15 protein-coding genes and 2 tRNA genes are annotated in these 14,964 nt (G+C 35.3%); 5 read left to right on the forward strand and 12 right to left on the reverse strand.

Features of this window, described 5'->3' with window-relative positions:
- Window positions 1-40 precede the first annotated feature (40 nt).
- The gene (locus PLJ10_02690; GenBank protein ID HOK08550.1) at window positions 41-988 is read right to left on the reverse strand and encodes a response regulator; all 948 of its coding nucleotides are present in this window, start codon (window positions 986-988) and stop codon (window positions 41-43) included.
- 190 nt (window positions 989-1,178) lie between these two features.
- On the opposite strand from PLJ10_02690, the gene PLJ10_02695 reads away from it, so the two are divergent.
- Window positions 1,179-1,640: a biopolymer transporter ExbD gene (locus PLJ10_02695; GenBank protein ID HOK08551.1), complete on the forward strand. Its 462-nt coding sequence runs from the start codon at window positions 1,179-1,181 to the stop codon at window positions 1,638-1,640.
- A gap of 32 nt (window positions 1,641-1,672) precedes the next feature.
- On the opposite strand, the gene PLJ10_02700 is transcribed toward PLJ10_02695, so the two are convergent.
- On the reverse strand, window positions 1,673-2,608 hold the full coding sequence (locus PLJ10_02700; protein ID HOK08552.1) for a hypothetical protein: 936 nt from the start codon (window positions 2,606-2,608) through the stop codon (window positions 1,673-1,675).
- Between the two features lie 153 nt (window positions 2,609-2,761).
- On the opposite strand from PLJ10_02700, the gene PLJ10_02705 reads away from it, so the two are divergent.
- Genes PLJ10_02705 through purF form a run of 3 tightly spaced genes read left to right on the forward strand, consistent with a single transcriptional unit; the run spans window position 2,762 to window position 6,455 of the window.
- The gene (locus PLJ10_02705; protein HOK08553.1) at window positions 2,762-4,048 is read left to right on the forward strand and encodes a 6-phospho-beta-glucosidase; all 1,287 of its coding nucleotides are present in this window, start codon (window positions 2,762-2,764) and stop codon (window positions 4,046-4,048) included.
- 25 nt (window positions 4,049-4,073) lie between these two features.
- Window positions 4,074-4,961, forward strand: coding sequence for a phosphoribosylaminoimidazolesuccinocarboxamide synthase (locus PLJ10_02710; protein HOK08554.1), 888 nt, complete (start codon window positions 4,074-4,076; stop codon window positions 4,959-4,961).
- Window positions 4,962-4,991: 30 nt separating this feature from the next.
- Window positions 4,992-6,455, forward strand: a complete 1,464-nt coding sequence (purF, locus tag PLJ10_02715) for an amidophosphoribosyltransferase (protein ID HOK08555.1) — start codon at window positions 4,992-4,994, stop codon at window positions 6,453-6,455.
- 21 nt (window positions 6,456-6,476) lie between these two features.
- Here the strand turns inward: purF and PLJ10_02720 are convergent, their stop codons facing one another.
- The 6 genes from PLJ10_02720 to PLJ10_02745 form a co-directional block, all read right to left on the reverse strand.
- Complete coding sequence (locus tag PLJ10_02720; protein ID HOK08556.1) at window positions 6,477-7,127, reverse strand: hypothetical protein; 651 nt, start codon at window positions 7,125-7,127, stop codon at window positions 6,477-6,479.
- 34 nt (window positions 7,128-7,161) lie between these two features.
- On the reverse strand, window positions 7,162-7,746 hold the full coding sequence (locus PLJ10_02725) for a hypothetical protein (protein ID HOK08557.1): 585 nt from the start codon (window positions 7,744-7,746) through the stop codon (window positions 7,162-7,164).
- A complete protein-coding gene (locus PLJ10_02730; GenBank protein ID HOK08558.1) occupies window positions 7,743-8,318 on the reverse strand; it encodes a sigma-70 family RNA polymerase sigma factor in 576 nt (191 codons plus the stop codon). Before PLJ10_02730 ends, PLJ10_02725 begins: the two co-directional genes overlap by 4 nt.
- Before the next feature lie 74 nt (window positions 8,319-8,392).
- On the reverse strand, window positions 8,393-9,793 hold the full coding sequence (gene cysS / locus PLJ10_02735) for a cysteine--tRNA ligase (protein ID HOK08559.1): 1,401 nt from the start codon (window positions 9,791-9,793) through the stop codon (window positions 8,393-8,395).
- 251 nt (window positions 9,794-10,044) lie between these two features.
- Window positions 10,045-10,128: transfer RNA gene (locus tag PLJ10_02740), tRNA-Leu, on the reverse strand.
- A gap of 13 nt (window positions 10,129-10,141) precedes the next feature.
- Window positions 10,142-10,216, reverse strand: a tRNA-Cys gene (locus tag PLJ10_02745).
- 109 nt (window positions 10,217-10,325) lie between these two features.
- Here PLJ10_02745 and PLJ10_02750 point away from each other — a divergent pair.
- Window positions 10,326-10,871, forward strand: coding sequence for a hypothetical protein (locus PLJ10_02750; GenBank protein ID HOK08560.1), 546 nt, complete (start codon window positions 10,326-10,328; stop codon window positions 10,869-10,871).
- 2 nt (window positions 10,872-10,873) lie between these two features.
- On the opposite strand, the gene PLJ10_02755 is transcribed toward PLJ10_02750, so the two are convergent.
- From PLJ10_02755 to dprA, 4 genes are read right to left on the reverse strand one after another with little or no spacing between them, the layout of a single operon-like run.
- Complete coding sequence (locus PLJ10_02755; GenBank protein ID HOK08561.1) at window positions 10,874-11,278, reverse strand: secondary thiamine-phosphate synthase enzyme YjbQ; 405 nt, start codon at window positions 11,276-11,278, stop codon at window positions 10,874-10,876.
- A gap of 4 nt (window positions 11,279-11,282) precedes the next feature.
- Entirely contained in the window at window positions 11,283-12,977 is a 1,695-nt protein-coding gene (locus tag PLJ10_02760; GenBank protein HOK08562.1) for a hypothetical protein, read from the reverse strand.
- Between the two features lie 23 nt (window positions 12,978-13,000).
- Window positions 13,001-13,735 (reverse strand): ABC transporter ATP-binding protein, encoded by a 735-nt coding sequence (locus PLJ10_02765; GenBank protein HOK08563.1) that lies wholly within the window; start codon window positions 13,733-13,735, stop codon window positions 13,001-13,003.
- Window positions 13,736-13,750: 15 nt separating this feature from the next.
- Window positions 13,751-14,962, reverse strand: a complete 1,212-nt coding sequence (dprA, locus tag PLJ10_02770) for a DNA-processing protein DprA (protein HOK08564.1) — start codon at window positions 14,960-14,962, stop codon at window positions 13,751-13,753.
- Window positions 14,963-14,964: the final 2 nt, after the last annotated feature.

Genomic DNA, 14,964 nt, shown 5'->3' on the forward strand with positions numbered 1-14,964 from the left:
AAAATAAAAATAGAACAAGAATAGGTAAGTACAGGCTTTCTTAGTAATATACTTCTTTTTTATCAGATAGGTCTTTACCTACAATACTGACATTAGGTCTTGTAAACGCACGTAACAGATTTTTTACAGCGATGCCCAACAGTTCTTCTCCAGATGAAACTAATTTTTCGTGGCAACTAACAATACCAAATTTAGGTTGTAATGAAACTCTATCTTCTTCTTCAAATAAGTTTTCTTCAAGTTTTTTTGAGATTTTTAACGCATATTTTATCGCATTATCAAGGGGTTGATGTGGTAATACAATAACGAATTTTGAACCTTCGTATCGAGATAGAATATCGGAAGTTCGGGAATTTTGTTTTAGGGTTAAAGCGACATCCATTAGAAATGATTCTTGTTCTGTTATATCTATCTTATTTGATTCTTCTCCATTTAGATTATAATCAATGAAATCCATCATTAGACAGCTTAATGGGAGCTTGTGTCTGTCAATTCGTGCTATTTCTTCCTCCAACCGTTCTGCAAGATAACGGTAATTTTTAAGTCCTGTAATGGGGTCAGTATAAACGGGGTCAATCCAAAATTCTGATGGGCTATTGATATATGCTGATATATGTGTCGTTCGCAAAGCCATTTCTACCGCAACAAGCACCATAGGTAAGTTATATGGCTTAGCAATATAATCAACTGCCCCTAACTCATGCCCTAACGCTACATCCTGTATAGAGCCTTTTGCAGTGATAAATATAATAGGAATATTTTTCGTTGTCGGATCTTCTTTTAATCGTTTGCACACCTCAATTCCATCAATATCAGGAAGTCCTATGTCAAGAAGGAGCAAATCAACCTTGCCACTTCTACATAATTCCAGTGCCTCCATACCACAAAAGGCTGGAATCGCTTCATAATTGTTTAGTTTTAGACTTTCACAAAGGATTGTTACTTCATCTTTATTGTCATCTGCTACACAAACTCTTACTGTCTTCATTTTTACCTCTTCGTTGTTTTATTTTTTTCCTTTATCATCTTTCAATTATATTTTACCTCAAAATGTATATTTTTTGCCAAAAATTTTAAATAAAAACAAAAAAATTTATTTTTTATTAAATAAATATTTATTATTGATTTTCATTCGGCTTATTTGTTATATTTGTTTTCATTCGTAAGGAATCCAGCCAGTGATACATGATGGTCCATTTGGTAAACCTATAAAGAAAGACTTCCCCCTAATTAATATCACTTCTCTCATAGATGTGATGTTTCTTCTGCTAATATTTCTTATTATCACAACTACGTTTAATCCACATTTAGGCATTTCTCTTCAATTACCAGAAGCAAAGTCAAGTAATGCTGTGGAGGATGTCCAATTATGTCGAATTATTGTAGATTCAAAAGGAGTTATATATATATCCGAGGGGGAAACAAAAGAGCCTAAATCTGTAACACTTGAAGAATTGGAATCACGTTTGAAGGAATTAAAAGCAAAAAATCCCCCTCCTTCATTAGTTTTAGAATCAGATGCAGAAGTCCCATTTCGAACCACAGTAAAAATATTTGACCTTGCTTTACAATTGGGTTATAGTGGGTTAACGATAGCAACGATTCCAAAAAACAATGAGAGTTCATCATTAACCAATTAAAAAACGTTGGGAATACTGCACGCTATAAAAATTTACAACGGCTCTAATTCAGAGAAGGAAGATCTCTTTTGTGCTGATTTTTGTGGTTCATTGTGAGACTCATTATTTAGATTATTACTACTGCTGTCCTCAATAGTTTTTTCTAATTGTATACCTTTTTTTAGGTCTAATCCTTTTTGATTTATATCATCTTGGGTTATATCTAATGGTTCTTTTTCCAGCGAAATAAGGAGAGAATCTTTTTCTCTGGTTCTCTTTTCTTTTATCTGCTTTTTCCGTGCAGTTAAGGATTTAGAATATACGGAATTTAGATATTTAGAAAGGTAGTAGTCAATCATCTCACTTTCTAATGATAATTCGCCTAAATCATGGGCGATGTCACAATATCGAGCAACAATTAAATATACATCCTCATCTTTTTTCAAATATTTTAATGATTTTTTTAACCAATCCATAGATTCTCTTGGTTGATTTAGTTTAAGATACATGTTAGCAATTCTTATATGAACGGATGGATGATAGGGATAAATTCTCGCTAATACTAAATACTCATTTAGTGCCCCTTCATAGTCTTTTTCGTGCTCTAATATTTCAGCAGGACCAAATCGTGGTATGTCTGGAGAAGCTTCTTCCCCTGGCTGAATAATGCTTAAAAAGATTGTCGTCACCAATGAGATAAAACTCTGGGCATATAAAGCAGTGGCAGATACAAATAATCCTAAAGAGGAAAGAATATATAGAAGAGTATATTCTTTCATCCAATCCCTAAATTGAAGTATTTCAATACCAAGAATTACAAACATTATTATTAAAGAAATCAAATCGATCCATAAGGGAACCTCCACTTTCCGTGCCCATTTTTGATATAACATATATAACCCCCAAAAGAACAGAAACCCTAATAATAGCACGCTAATAATATCCGAAGGTTCCCATTGAAATACAGGGAAAATATCTGGTTTAGTCATTCACCTACTATCTTCCATATCTTTTTATGTTGTATGACGATATTTTAAAATGAACTATCATATTAGATATTATATGCTAAATCTTAAATTTCTATCTAAATTGGGCAATTATATTTCCACAAATGTAAATATAATTTCATAAAGGACATTATAATGAAATTAGCAGTAATAGGTGGTGGTAGTTCATACACTCCAGAATTAGTTGATGGAATTTTTGCAAGAAAAGAAAAACTATTATTTGACGAAATATGGTTGATGGACCAAAATGAAGAGAGGTTAAGTATAAACCATTTTTTTTCAGAGCGAATGGCAAAAAAATACGGAACGAAGTGTAGATTGTATAAGACATTAGAAATAGACGAGGCTATAAAAGATGCTCGCTATGTGCTAACCCAAATCCGTGTTGGACAAATGCAGGCACGAATAAATGATGAACGATTGGGGCTGAAATATGGAATTATTGGGCAGGAAACAACGGGCATAGGTGGATTTGCATGTGCATTAAGAACCATCCCTGTGATCCTTGAAATTGCACATAAAATGGAAGTGTTATGTCCGAATGCTTTTTTAATCAATTTTACAAACCCTGCTGGAATTAATACAGAGGCTGTTATTAAATACAGTAAGATACGGACAATAGGACTTTGCAATGTGCCTATTGGAATAATTATGCAAATTGTTAAACATTTAGGAGGGAGTCCTGAAGATATAGAATTAGATTATGTGGGATTAAATCATCTCTCATGGGTTCGTAAATTTAAGAAACAAGGAATTGATATTACTGATGAAGTCCTCCGAACATTTTGGGAGCATGCCGAAGAAGAGTGGGAAGATGAGCCAACACGAAACAATATGTTAGAAGCTATGAGAAGTCTGAATATGTTTTGCAATTATTACTTACAATATTATTATTCAACAGAATCTGTGTTGAATAAATTAAAGAGTAAAGAAAAAACGAGAGGAGAGGAAGTTTTAGAGATTGAGCAGAAGCTTTTTGAAAAATATTCCAATCCCAACTTGAAAGAAAAGCCAGAAGAATTAAGTAAACGAGGTGGTGCACATTATTCAACTGCGGCACTCATGGTAATGGATGCAATTGAAACGGATTCAAAATCTCGTCAAATCGTTTGTTGTAAGAATAATGGAGCAATTCCTACTTTTGATGATGATGTATCCGTCGAAGTATCTGCAATTATTGATAAAGATGGAGCACATCCTATTCCACAACCTGCTCCAGAACCTTCTATTCGTGGTCTTATGCAATTAATCAAGGCTTACGAAACCTTAACAGTACATTCCGCAGTAAAAGGTGATAAGGAATTAGCATTCCAGGCACTACTAAGTCATCCTCTTATGCCAGACGCCGTTGGTTGTAGAAATCTTTTAAATGAGGTATTAGAAATAAATAAACCTTATCTAATCCATTTTTTTAATAAATAACATCTTAATAATAAGAGGAATACCAATGACAGCATTATCAGAAACAAACTTAAATGGACAGCCACCCACAAGAAGAGGAAAAGTTAGGGATATTTACGATTTAGGGGACAAACTTCTTCTTGTTGCAACAGATAGAATTTCAGCGTTTGACTGGGTTAATCCTACACCAATACCTGATAAAGGAAAAATTTTGACGCAGTTATCATTATTCTGGTTTGAAATGATGAAAGATATTGTGTCCAACCACCTAATTTCATCGCGATTAGAAGATTTTCCACCAGAATTTCAAAAATATCCAGAGATATTTAAAGACCGTTCTATGTATGTACGAAAATGCCAAATGCTCCCTGTGGAGTTTATCGTTCGCGGATATTTAGCAGGAAGTGGATTAAAAGAATATAAAGCAAAAGGAACCGTTTGTGGAATTCCCTTACCATCAGGGCTTGTAGAAGCGAGTAAATTGCCAGAACCTATTTATACACCGAGTACAAAAGCAGAAGAAGGACATGATATTAATATATCACCTCAAGAGGCAGGAAAAATGATTGGAGAGGAACTGAATCGAAAAGCGGAGAAAGTAGCAATTCAAATTTATAAAAGAGCCAATGAATATGCAATTACAAAAGGTATTATTTTGTGTGATACCAAATTTGAATTTGGACTATTAGACGGAAAATTAGTGTTAGCAGATGAAATTTTGACACCAGACTCATCGAGATTTTGGCCAGCAGACCAGTATGAACCTGGGAAAAGTCAACCCAGTTTCGATAAACAGTTTATTAGGGACTACTTGGAATCGGTGAATTGGGATAAGAATTCTCCTCCACCACCGTTGCCACCAGATATTGTGGCAAAAACCAGGGAGAAATATCTTGAAGCATTCACACGATTAACAGGTAAGTCTTTAGATTAAAATTAACATAAAACAGTAGAAAAGGGACGTATGCTCGAACTTGATAAAATTCGCGAAGAATGTGGTGTTTTTGGAATTTATAATCATAAATCTGCACCCAATTGGATTTATTTAGGTTTATACGCCTTACAACATCGTGGACAAGAGGGTGCAGGTATTGTTTGTTCTGATGGGACAACATTAACAGCACATCGTGGAGTAGGTCTGGTAAATGATGTATTTCCCGCACATAAGCTTGCTCGTGTCCAGGGTTTTATGGGTATAGGTCACGTTAGATATTCTACTTTTGGCACAAGTAATTTACGGAATGTCCAGCCCTTTTTAGTGAATTATATTCACGGTTCTGTCGCAGTATGTCATAACGGAAATCTTGTCAATGGTGCATACTTGCGTCACGACTTAGAACAGAAAGGTGCTATTTTTCAATCTACGTCGGATACAGAAGTAATAATTCATTTAATAGCCCGTTCCAATGCAGATACTTTCTTAGATGCAGTTATTGATGCCTTAAAAAAGGTAAAAGGAGCATTTTCTGTCCTTATTATGAACCACAACGAAATGATAGCAGCTCGTGACCCATTTGGTTTTCGTCCATTATGGCTGGGTAAAAAAGGAAGGGGATATGTTTTTGCCAGTGAAACATGTGCTTTGGATTTGGTTGGAGCGAAATGGTTACGTGAGATAGAACCAGGCGAAGTGGTACATATAAAAGATAAAGAGATAAAAAGTGTTTTCCCCTTCAAAAAAGTAGTCCCCAAACAATGTATTTTTGAATATATTTATGTGGCAAGACCAGATAGTTTTATTTTTGGAAAAAGTGTTGATTTAATTCGAAAAGAATTTGGGAGAGCACTTGCCCGAATTGCTCCTGTTGAAGCGGATTTTGTTATGGCAGTTCCAGATTCGTCGAACCCTGCAGCGCTGGGTTATGCACATGAATCTGGTTTACCTTTTGATATGGGATTTATTCGTAACCATTATGTAGGGCGCACGTTTATTGAGCCAGACCAAAAAATGCGTGATTTCGGAGTAAAAATAAAATTAAATCCATCTCGGGATACTGTCAAAGGGAAAAGAATAGTCCTTGTAGATGATAGTATTGTCCGTGGGACAACGGCACGAAAGATAATAAAAATGTTGCGACGTTGTAAAGTAAAAGAGATTCACTACCGTGTGGCATCACCGCCTATTATCAACTCATGTTATTATGGAATTGACACACCTGTTAGGGAAAAACTAATTGCATATAAAATGATCAAGAAGGATCAAGAAATAGACGTTGAAAAAATAAGGCAGTATTTAGGGGTTGATACGTTAGCGTATTTAACAATACCCGCAATGCTTGAAGCAACATTTAGTGATAAAGAGCGTTTTTGTACTGCTTGTTTCGATAATAATTATCCTACACCAACTCCTCACGATTTTTACTTACCTCCGAGAAACCATAATGTAATAAAAGATACCAATCTTGATGAAGTTCGTCACGGCCGATAGTAGTATATCGTTCCTATTATTTTATTGTGATTCTGGCATCTTAGGTGATGGAGGAGGTTGTTCTCTACCTCTTCTTAATTGGGCAGGCCTTTGATTATCATAGGGCATACGCTCTTGTTTCCATTCGTATGCCTTTTTCAAAAACCGTTTTATTTCATTTTCGAAGTCAGAGAAAAGAAGGTATAGCTGTATCTTTGATTCCAGAGGTAAATCTAATGATAAATTTTCCACCAACTTGTATTTCTGCTCTTGAATTTCTTTGTCTAACTTTACTAATGTATTAAATTTTTCTTCCAAATTTCCCGATTTTTCTCGTATAGATTTTCTAATCTCATTTGCAAGGTCATTTCTTTTTTTAGTCATCTCCGCTAAAATATCCCGTTGCTCTTCATACTTTCTTACTAAAATGACCGTTTGCTCATTATTAAGTCTTAATTGCTTAGCAATTTTGGCAAGAACTATTTGTTCTAACATTTCTTTAGCAGGGACATCCTCTCCAAGTGGAGGCGGGTTTATATATCCCGGTCCGGGGAAATGACCTCTTTCATCAGGTGGAAAATTAGGCGGTGGACCTTGGGGAGCAGGTTCCATAGGCCCTGGCTGTGCGGTTAGTGTTTGATTTAAAAAGAAAAGTATCGCAATAAAGGTTAAGGTAATCATATACTTTTTCATACGTTATTCTCCGTATAGTTATAGTTTTTTTATCTTACATAGATATATCAAATTCACCCGTCGCATCTGCGAGCGATAATACCAAATCCGAAATTGTAACTGAATGTAGTTCTTCTCCAACATACTCAGTTTGTATGTATTCATCGCTCAGAGATGTCAATACGTCCTCTTCATTAATAGGAATTTCTTCTGCCTTTATCATTTCTATTTGTGGTGAACTTAATTCACTATTGTCGGCTACCTGTGTTACTTTATCTGTTTTTAATACATCTGTCTTGTTAAAAATGGTATTGTATTGATAGCCAATTATAACGCCGATAATAAATAGAGAAATGGTTACCGTATACAAAAGGATTGGCTTGTAATTTAATGTTAACACGGGAATGAAATTAGTTTGTGAAAATTTAGTTAATGTCTTAACCTCTTGGCTAATCTTTTTTGAAACCTCATCAGAAATTGGAACAATAGGAAGATCTTGAAGTGTAGTCGATATTTTACGATACTCAGCTAATTTTTCCGAACATTCACCGCATTGATGTAAATGTTCCCTTTGATTATCATTTAAGACAATAAGGCCATCAATTAATTCAGAAATTTCTTCGTCTGTAAAATGTCTCATTTTATCAATACACCTTTTTCTTTTATTTTTTTTCTTAATTCTGCTCTTGCACGAGCCAAACGACTTCGTACAGTGCCTATCCTACAACCAAGCACTTCTGCAATACTTTCATAATCTAATCCCTGTGTTTCACGAAGTAATAATATTTCTTTATATTCTGGTGATAACTCCAACATACATTCCTGAACTATGTCTATCAATTCTTTACTTTCACTATATGTTAGTGATGAAGGAGAATTATTTTTTTCTTTATGGTTATAGTTCCAACGTTCAAAAAGCCGTACTAAGAAATTCTTTTTCCTCTGGTCATTTCTTAATTGATTTAATGCAAGATTTCGGGCAATTGTAAAAATAAAAGTTTTAAATTGTGCTTTGGGGTCAATTCTATTTATGTTTTTATAAATACGAATAAATGTTTCCTGCACTAAATCTTCGGCATTGTGAGTATCTCGGGTGAGATAGAAACAAAGGGTATAAATTTGATTTTTATACCTCTGAATCAAATTATCAAATGCTTCATTATTTCCTTGTTTTGCTAACGCAACCAATTCCCAATCCTCTAAGGAACGCATTTTATTATTTACCTTTTATAATATTAAACACTTAAAATAGATGAAAGTTCCCAATAACTTTTTTAAATGGAGCATTATTTTCGTTTTACGCGAGGTCCATGGGGTGTATCTTCAACAACCCATCCCTGCTCTAATAGTTGGTTGCGTATTGTATCAGCCAGAGCAAAGTTTTTTTCACGACGAGCCTGCTGACGTTGTAATACTTTTTCCATTATTTCCTGGGGAGTTTCCTCTTCGAATTCTGGATTCAAAATACCGACCACTTGATTTAGCCTATTTAATAGGCTAATTGCATTCTTAACCCCTTGTTCCCCGACTTCCTTCAAATCTATTTTTTTATTAACATCACGGATAAAATCGAAAATAGAAGCAATGGCAGACGAAATATTTAAATCATCATCAAGAGATTCTATAAACATTTTTTCACATTGTGAACATTCTTCAGATAAATCATCTCCTTCACCCTGAATTTCATTTAGACGTAGTCGAAAATCACGAATGCGACGGAGACTATTTTCAGCAGACTCCACAGTTTCGAAGGTAAAGTTATTAGGCTGTCTATAATGTGTGGCAAGTAATACCCAACGTATGGCTATGGGGTCTAAGCCTCGTTCTAACAGGTCTCTTAATGTAAAAAAGTTGCCTAACGATTTTGACATTTTTTTACCATCTACAACCAGATGGGCACAGTGTAACCAATATTTAACGAACGGTTTACCTGTGGCACACTCAGACTGGGCTATTTCATTTTCATGATGTGGAAACATATTATCTATACCACCACAGTGAATATCAAAACTCTCTCCTAAATATTTCATGCTCATTGCAGAACATTCGATATGCCATCCAGGCCTGCCTTTACCTAACTCCGTTTCCCAATAGACATCTCCATCATCTTCATCCCAGGCTTTCCAAAGGGCAAAATCACGGGCGTCTTCCATTTCATATTCATCAGTATCAACCCTACCACTTGCTCCTACTTTTAAGTCATCGATGTTCATGTGGCTTAACTTGCCATATTCTGGAAATGTACTTAAACGGAAATAGATACTTCCATTATGCTCGTAGGTATGTCCGTTCTCTCTCAATTTTTTAATAATCTCAACCATCTCTGGGATATGGTCTGTTGCTCTCGGATAAACATCTGCTTTCTCAATCTGAAGTGTCTCTAAATCCTTAAAGAAGGCTTCAATATAAAAATCAGTAATTTCTTTTAAGGATTTTCCCGTTTCACGACAGGTTCGAATAAGTTTATCCTCGACGTCAGTAATATTCATAACATGGAAAACATCGTATCCCCGAAACGTGAGGTATCTTTTCAGTAAATCCTCAAATATGTATGCACGGAAATTGCCAATGTGTGCGTAGTTATAAACTGTGGGCCCACAAGTATACAGTTTCACTTTTTGAGGTTCTATAGGTTCAAAAGGCTCGACTGTTCTTGTTAACGTATTATAAAAACATACTGCCATCAACTGACCCTTTCTTTACAATAAAATATCGGATAAAGCAATATTTAGATGAACTAACACATTTGATTATAAAAACTTAGCTATCACTATTAGAAATTCTATTCTATTTTTTAGGGATACTAACATGCAAAAACGATTAAGAATAGTACAAGACAAAAACAAAATATCCATTAACTTACATGTAAATCTAATGCGTTCCTTTATTTTCTATAGGCAATTTATAGTGCTTTGGTTATTTCTGAGGGAGGTAAAAGTGGGCGAGGCGGGAATCGAACCCGCATGGCCTTACGGCCAACGGATTTTAAGTCCGTCGTGTATTCCTATTCCACCACTCGCCCACAGTGGAAATTTTGGAGGCGGCACCCGGATTCGAACCGGGGAATGGAAGCTTTGCAGGCTTCTGCCTTACCACTTGGCCATGCCGCCTTTTTAATTTTGTAGTTAAATTTTACAAAGAAAAAGTGCTATAATGCAACTATTAAATAAAATTTTGCTCGTTATGCCTAAAAATCAATGTATTTAAGGATGTTTAGGTATGGAAGATATTGTTTATAAAATTGATGAAAACAATAGAATTACATTTGTTAATGAGGCATGGGATGTTTTTGCAAGAGAGAACAATGGTGATGAAATAGTATCTAAACGGATTATAGGCAGGAATCTTTTTGATTTTATAAGTGATATAACGGTAAAACAAATATATTTAGACTTGATGGAACAGGCTCGTAACAATAAAAAAATAAAAATTGATTTTCGTTGTGACTCACCTACATACAAAAGATATTTGACAATGAGTATTCAATGTAATGAGCCGAATACAATTACCTTTATTACACATTTAATCCGAAAAGAACCCCAAAATTATAAGAGCATTCTTGATTCTAAAGTATTAAGAGTTCGAAAGGTGATACGGATGTGTTCATGGTGTAAGAAGGTAGAATTTGATTCTCAATGGCTTGAATTAGATGAAGTTATTAACAAAGCCAAAATTTTTGATAGCGAGAAGGCACCAATGATTACTCATACTATTTGTGATAATTGTCTCAAATCTTTGGTAAAGGAACAGCAATCTTTTAGGTAGTTCTATGACGGGTTAGTAGAAATAACTTTGATAAAAATTTCTCGTGTTCGTGGTCCATCAAATTCACAGAGGAATATAGATTGCCATGTTCCTAAAACAAGTTTACCTTCGTTGATAATAACTTGCACGGAAGAACCCATTAAAGACGCTTTTACATGGGCAGATGTATTTCCCTCTGAATGATGGTAATCACCATGCCATGGAACAACCTTATCAAGTACATGCTCGATATCAAAAAGCACATCAGGGTCAGCATTTTCATTAATAGTAATTCCAGCGGTAGTGTGTGGAACATAAACAATAACAATACCATTTTGAACATTCGATTCTTGAACCGCTCTGGCTACATACGAATCCAAATTGATAAATTGGGTTCTACGGGCTGTCTTTATCTGAATTTTTTTCATTGAACTAATACTCCAATGTTTTAAGATTTCGTAGTCCAAGAGTCATAGGTAAGAATACAGCAACTATCGTTAAAAGAACAATAAAGATAATTACAGATGTTAATGCTATATAGAAGTCTTCTGGACGAGTAAACTGTGCAAGTACGTTCCACTGTAGTATCACTGTTTGGGCTGTGACAACAAGGGCAATATAGAAAATGCTTAATAACAAATTTAGCGTCCCTCCTAATCCCGAGACAATTCGAGCAGGATTATCTTCTTCAAAACTGGGGTATAAAGCACCTAACCCGACAGCAAGACCTGATAACCCCAAATTCATCAATATAATACTAAATACAGTCAAAGTAAAATATAAAGGCGTTAATTGAAGCATATAACCAGACAGGATCGCTAAAGTTACCGTAAATGGGGCGGAAGTCATAACACTAAGCCAAAATTTTTGCCATACCAACTGTTTTAAGGTAATAGGAGCCAAGCCAATTACCCAGAATCGATGTCCCTCCAAGCTTATCAATGGAAAAATAAAACGACTTGTTAAGGTAGCAAGAATTAAACTTAAGGATGCTATATTCATACACGCGATGAAACTTCGCCACATCTCTTGTTCAAAATATTTTGTGGTGTTCCTCAAATTGGCAATATAAATCGCCATGATACCAAAAAAGATTATAAACTGAGACCACTGCGTAGCGTCTCTCCAGAATAAACGTATATCTTTTACGACTAAAGGCTGATAAGGCTCAGGAATAATCCTTAATATTTTTTCAAGACGCCCCAAAATCCCTCGATTAGGTAATTTAATCCGTTTATTTCCCATCCCTTGTAAGCCAGAAAAACCAGGGTAAAATATAAGTCGAGATAGAAAAGAGGCTACGAGTGTGATGAATAAGGCATTAGCTATCATAAGCATAAACCAGAATATGACGTCGAAAAACTGTCTCTCCTTCGACTTCAACACCCCCTCTGTAAACCAATAAGGTGGAAACAAAGGTGATTGCACATGTGAAGTGGCACTCAGAAACACAGGTAAGATCGTGTCTTCACTTATTTTTGTTCCCCGAAGCATGGTATTTATATACCAAAATAAAAAAATGACACCTAATACACCAAATAAAATCATGAAACGGAGTTTCAATTTAGGAAAAATCAAGACTAAAAATTGTGTAATGATATTTCCAAGTCCTGCTGGAATAATTACAAATGGAGCAAAGAAAATAATTGATGCTATATAAAAGAAAATAGTTGCTTTTGTACTCAGTCCATAAGCAAGTATTAATGGAACACCCAAAAATGCCACTGACCAAGAACTAAATGCTATACATTCAATAAAGCGGACAAAGAATAGTCGGTTAAATGGGATAGGTGTCTGTACTAAAAAATGAATCTCTTCAGCCTTATACAAGGTGAAAAAAGCAATTAAAATATTGGAAAAAATCAAAAATAAGAAAACAGCACTCATTAAAATCATGAACATCCGAGCCATCAACAACTCACCAAAATTCACTTCAATTCCAGCTCTTGACCCGAATTTTAATAACCAGTCGAATCCTTCATAAAGCCCGAAGAAAATACCTAACCATATTGCAATTGCAGAGAAAGTAATAACAGAAATCTTCAACTTTGATTCTTTGCGGATACTCAATATTTGATGTTTCAAGATATTTCGTTTTGCTTCTAATATTGCTAAAATCTGTTCCATAATAGAATTCTTCTGAATATTACTTATACTTCGTCTGTTTCCTTTGTTAACTCTAAAAATACATCCTCTAAGTTTCCTGGTGTATTTGAGAGGGATTTTATTTTATCTACAGAGCCGAATGCACAGAGACGCCCTTGATGAATGATGCCTATAATATCCGCTATCTCCTCTGCAATACTTAACGTATGGGTCGACATAAAGACGGTTAGTCCTTCTTTTTGAGTTTTCTCTTTTAAGTAATCCTTGACGAAACGAATATTCTTTGGGTCAAGTCCTACCCACGGCTCATCAACAATAACTATCTCTGGGTTGTGTAAAAAACAAGCAGTAAATGAGAGTTTTTGTCGCATCCCATGGCTATAGTCTTCAATTAACTGGTCTATAACTGTGGTAAGCCCGAACAGAGATATTAATTCTTCCGTCCGAACCATAAATTCTTTCTCGGAAATTTGATATAACCCTGCAATAAATCTAAGAAACTCTCTACCTGTAAGTTTATCGTAAAGGAAAGGGTGGTCAGGTACAAAACCAATATACTTTTTCGCTTTTACAGGGTCTTGTTGTATGTCAATCCCTGCAATGAGAGCTCGTCCTTCTGTAGGTTTCATTAACCCTGTTAACATTTTTATTGTGGTCGTTTTTCCTGCACCATTAGGCCCTAAAAAACAGAAAAAAGTCCCTTTTGATATCTCTAAATCCAATTTATTGACTGCAATTTTTTCACCAAATTTTTTCGTCAAACCTTCTGTTTTTATCATAGGTACTCCAAAATTCTATGCTTTTGCAAATTTTTTTCCAGGAAATTGTTTTACCAATCCTTTCATTTCCATAATCGTCAACATAGATAACGCTTCAGACACAGGAATGTGACAAGCCAATGCAACTTCATCTACATAAGAACCTTGTGGGTTAAGAATGTCTATGATTGCTTTTTCTTTTTCATTCATTGGTGAGGGGTACGACCTTCCTGCAGGCTGTTCGTTTTTATTTTTTATGACTTGTTTCGTCTCCTTTTGCTGAATCTCATCGTTTGACTTTGTTGTATCTGGTTTATCTATATCAATTGCGGATGCAAGAGGCATCTGAAGTGGCTCTGATAATGTTTCAGGTTTCCATAGTTGTGGAATTTCTTCAAGAATATCTGAAATATGTTCCACAAGTTTTGCCCCCTGTCGAATAAGACTATGTGAACCTTGACTGTTTGCGTATCCTATAGGACCAGGAACAGCAAAAACCGTCTTTCCTTGGTCTACTGCATACTGTGCTGTAATCATGGCACCGCTATTTAAAGGTGCCTCGGTAACTAATGTCCCTAATGAAAAACCACTTATAAATCGATTACGGACAGGAAAATTATTTCCCGTCGGTTTTGTCCCCATAGGGAATGTGGAAATAATAGCCCCTTGACTTTGGATTTGTTGCCACAGTTCTTGATGTTGAGCAGGATAAATAATATCAATTCCACATCCTAAAAACGCTACAGTTCGTCCACCATTTGCTATAGCAGTTTTATGGGCAATGCCATCTACACCTAAAGCAAATCCACTTACAATGGTAAAACCAGCCTGAGATAAACCTCTTGCAAAAATTTCAGTGACCTTTGTGCCATAAGGTGAAATCTTTCGAGTCCCTACAATCGCAATAGAACGTAAATCCTTTTCTAATAATTTTCCTTTGCAATATAACACTAATGGCGGTTCATAAATTTCAGCAAGTGATAAAGGATATTCTGGGTCGTCTAATGTAATTATTGTTACATTGTGTTTGTCTATAAGACGTAACTCATTATCTAAATCTACAACTTCACGATATTGAGCAATTCGATGAGATATTGTTTTCCCGACAACTTCAGCAAGAGCCTTCTCAGATGCAGATAGTACCTCAGAAGGTGCCCCAAATCGAGCAATTAACTTTAAAAAGGTTGCCGAGCCAATTCCTGGTATTAGATAAAGATTTAGCCATTGCTTTATTTGGTCATTCTGCATAA

The organism is Candidatus Hydrogenedens sp. (assembly GCA_035361075.1).
In the GTDB taxonomy this organism is placed as follows: domain Bacteria; phylum Hydrogenedentota; class Hydrogenedentia; order Hydrogenedentales; family Hydrogenedentaceae; genus Hydrogenedens.

Bases quoted from the DNA above. Each gene is read 5' to 3' on its own strand.
- PLJ10_02690 (HOK08550.1), bottom strand. From the start codon at position 988: ATGAAGACAGTAAGAGTTTGTGTAGCAGATGACAATAAAGATGAAGTA.
- PLJ10_02700 (HOK08552.1), bottom strand. From the start codon at position 2,608: ATGACTAAACCAGATATTTTCCCTGTATTTCAATGGGAACCTTCGGAT.
- PLJ10_02705 (HOK08553.1), top strand. From the start codon at position 2,762: ATGAAATTAGCAGTAATAGGTGGTGGTAGTTCATACACTCCAGAATTA.
- PLJ10_02710 (HOK08554.1), top strand. From the start codon at position 4,074: ATGACAGCATTATCAGAAACAAACTTAAATGGACAGCCACCCACAAGA.
- purF (HOK08555.1), top strand. From the start codon at position 4,992: ATGCTCGAACTTGATAAAATTCGCGAAGAATGTGGTGTTTTTGGAATT.
- PLJ10_02720 (HOK08556.1), bottom strand. From the start codon at position 7,127: ATGAAAAAGTATATGATTACCTTAACCTTTATTGCGATACTTTTCTTT.
- PLJ10_02725 (HOK08557.1), bottom strand. From the start codon at position 7,746: ATGAGACATTTTACAGACGAAGAAATTTCTGAATTAATTGATGGCCTT.
- PLJ10_02730 (HOK08558.1), bottom strand. From the start codon at position 8,318: ATGCGTTCCTTAGAGGATTGGGAATTGGTTGCGTTAGCAAAACAAGGA.
- PLJ10_02750 (HOK08560.1), top strand. From the start codon at position 10,326: ATGGAAGATATTGTTTATAAAATTGATGAAAACAATAGAATTACATTT.
- PLJ10_02755 (HOK08561.1), bottom strand. From the start codon at position 11,278: ATGAAAAAAATTCAGATAAAGACAGCCCGTAGAACCCAATTTATCAAT.
- PLJ10_02760 (HOK08562.1), bottom strand. From the start codon at position 12,977: ATGGAACAGATTTTAGCAATATTAGAAGCAAAACGAAATATCTTGAAA.
- PLJ10_02765 (HOK08563.1), bottom strand. From the start codon at position 13,735: ATGATAAAAACAGAAGGTTTGACGAAAAAATTTGGTGAAAAAATTGCA.
- dprA (HOK08564.1), bottom strand. From the start codon at position 14,962: ATGCAGAATGACCAAATAAAGCAATGGCTAAATCTTTATCTAATACCA.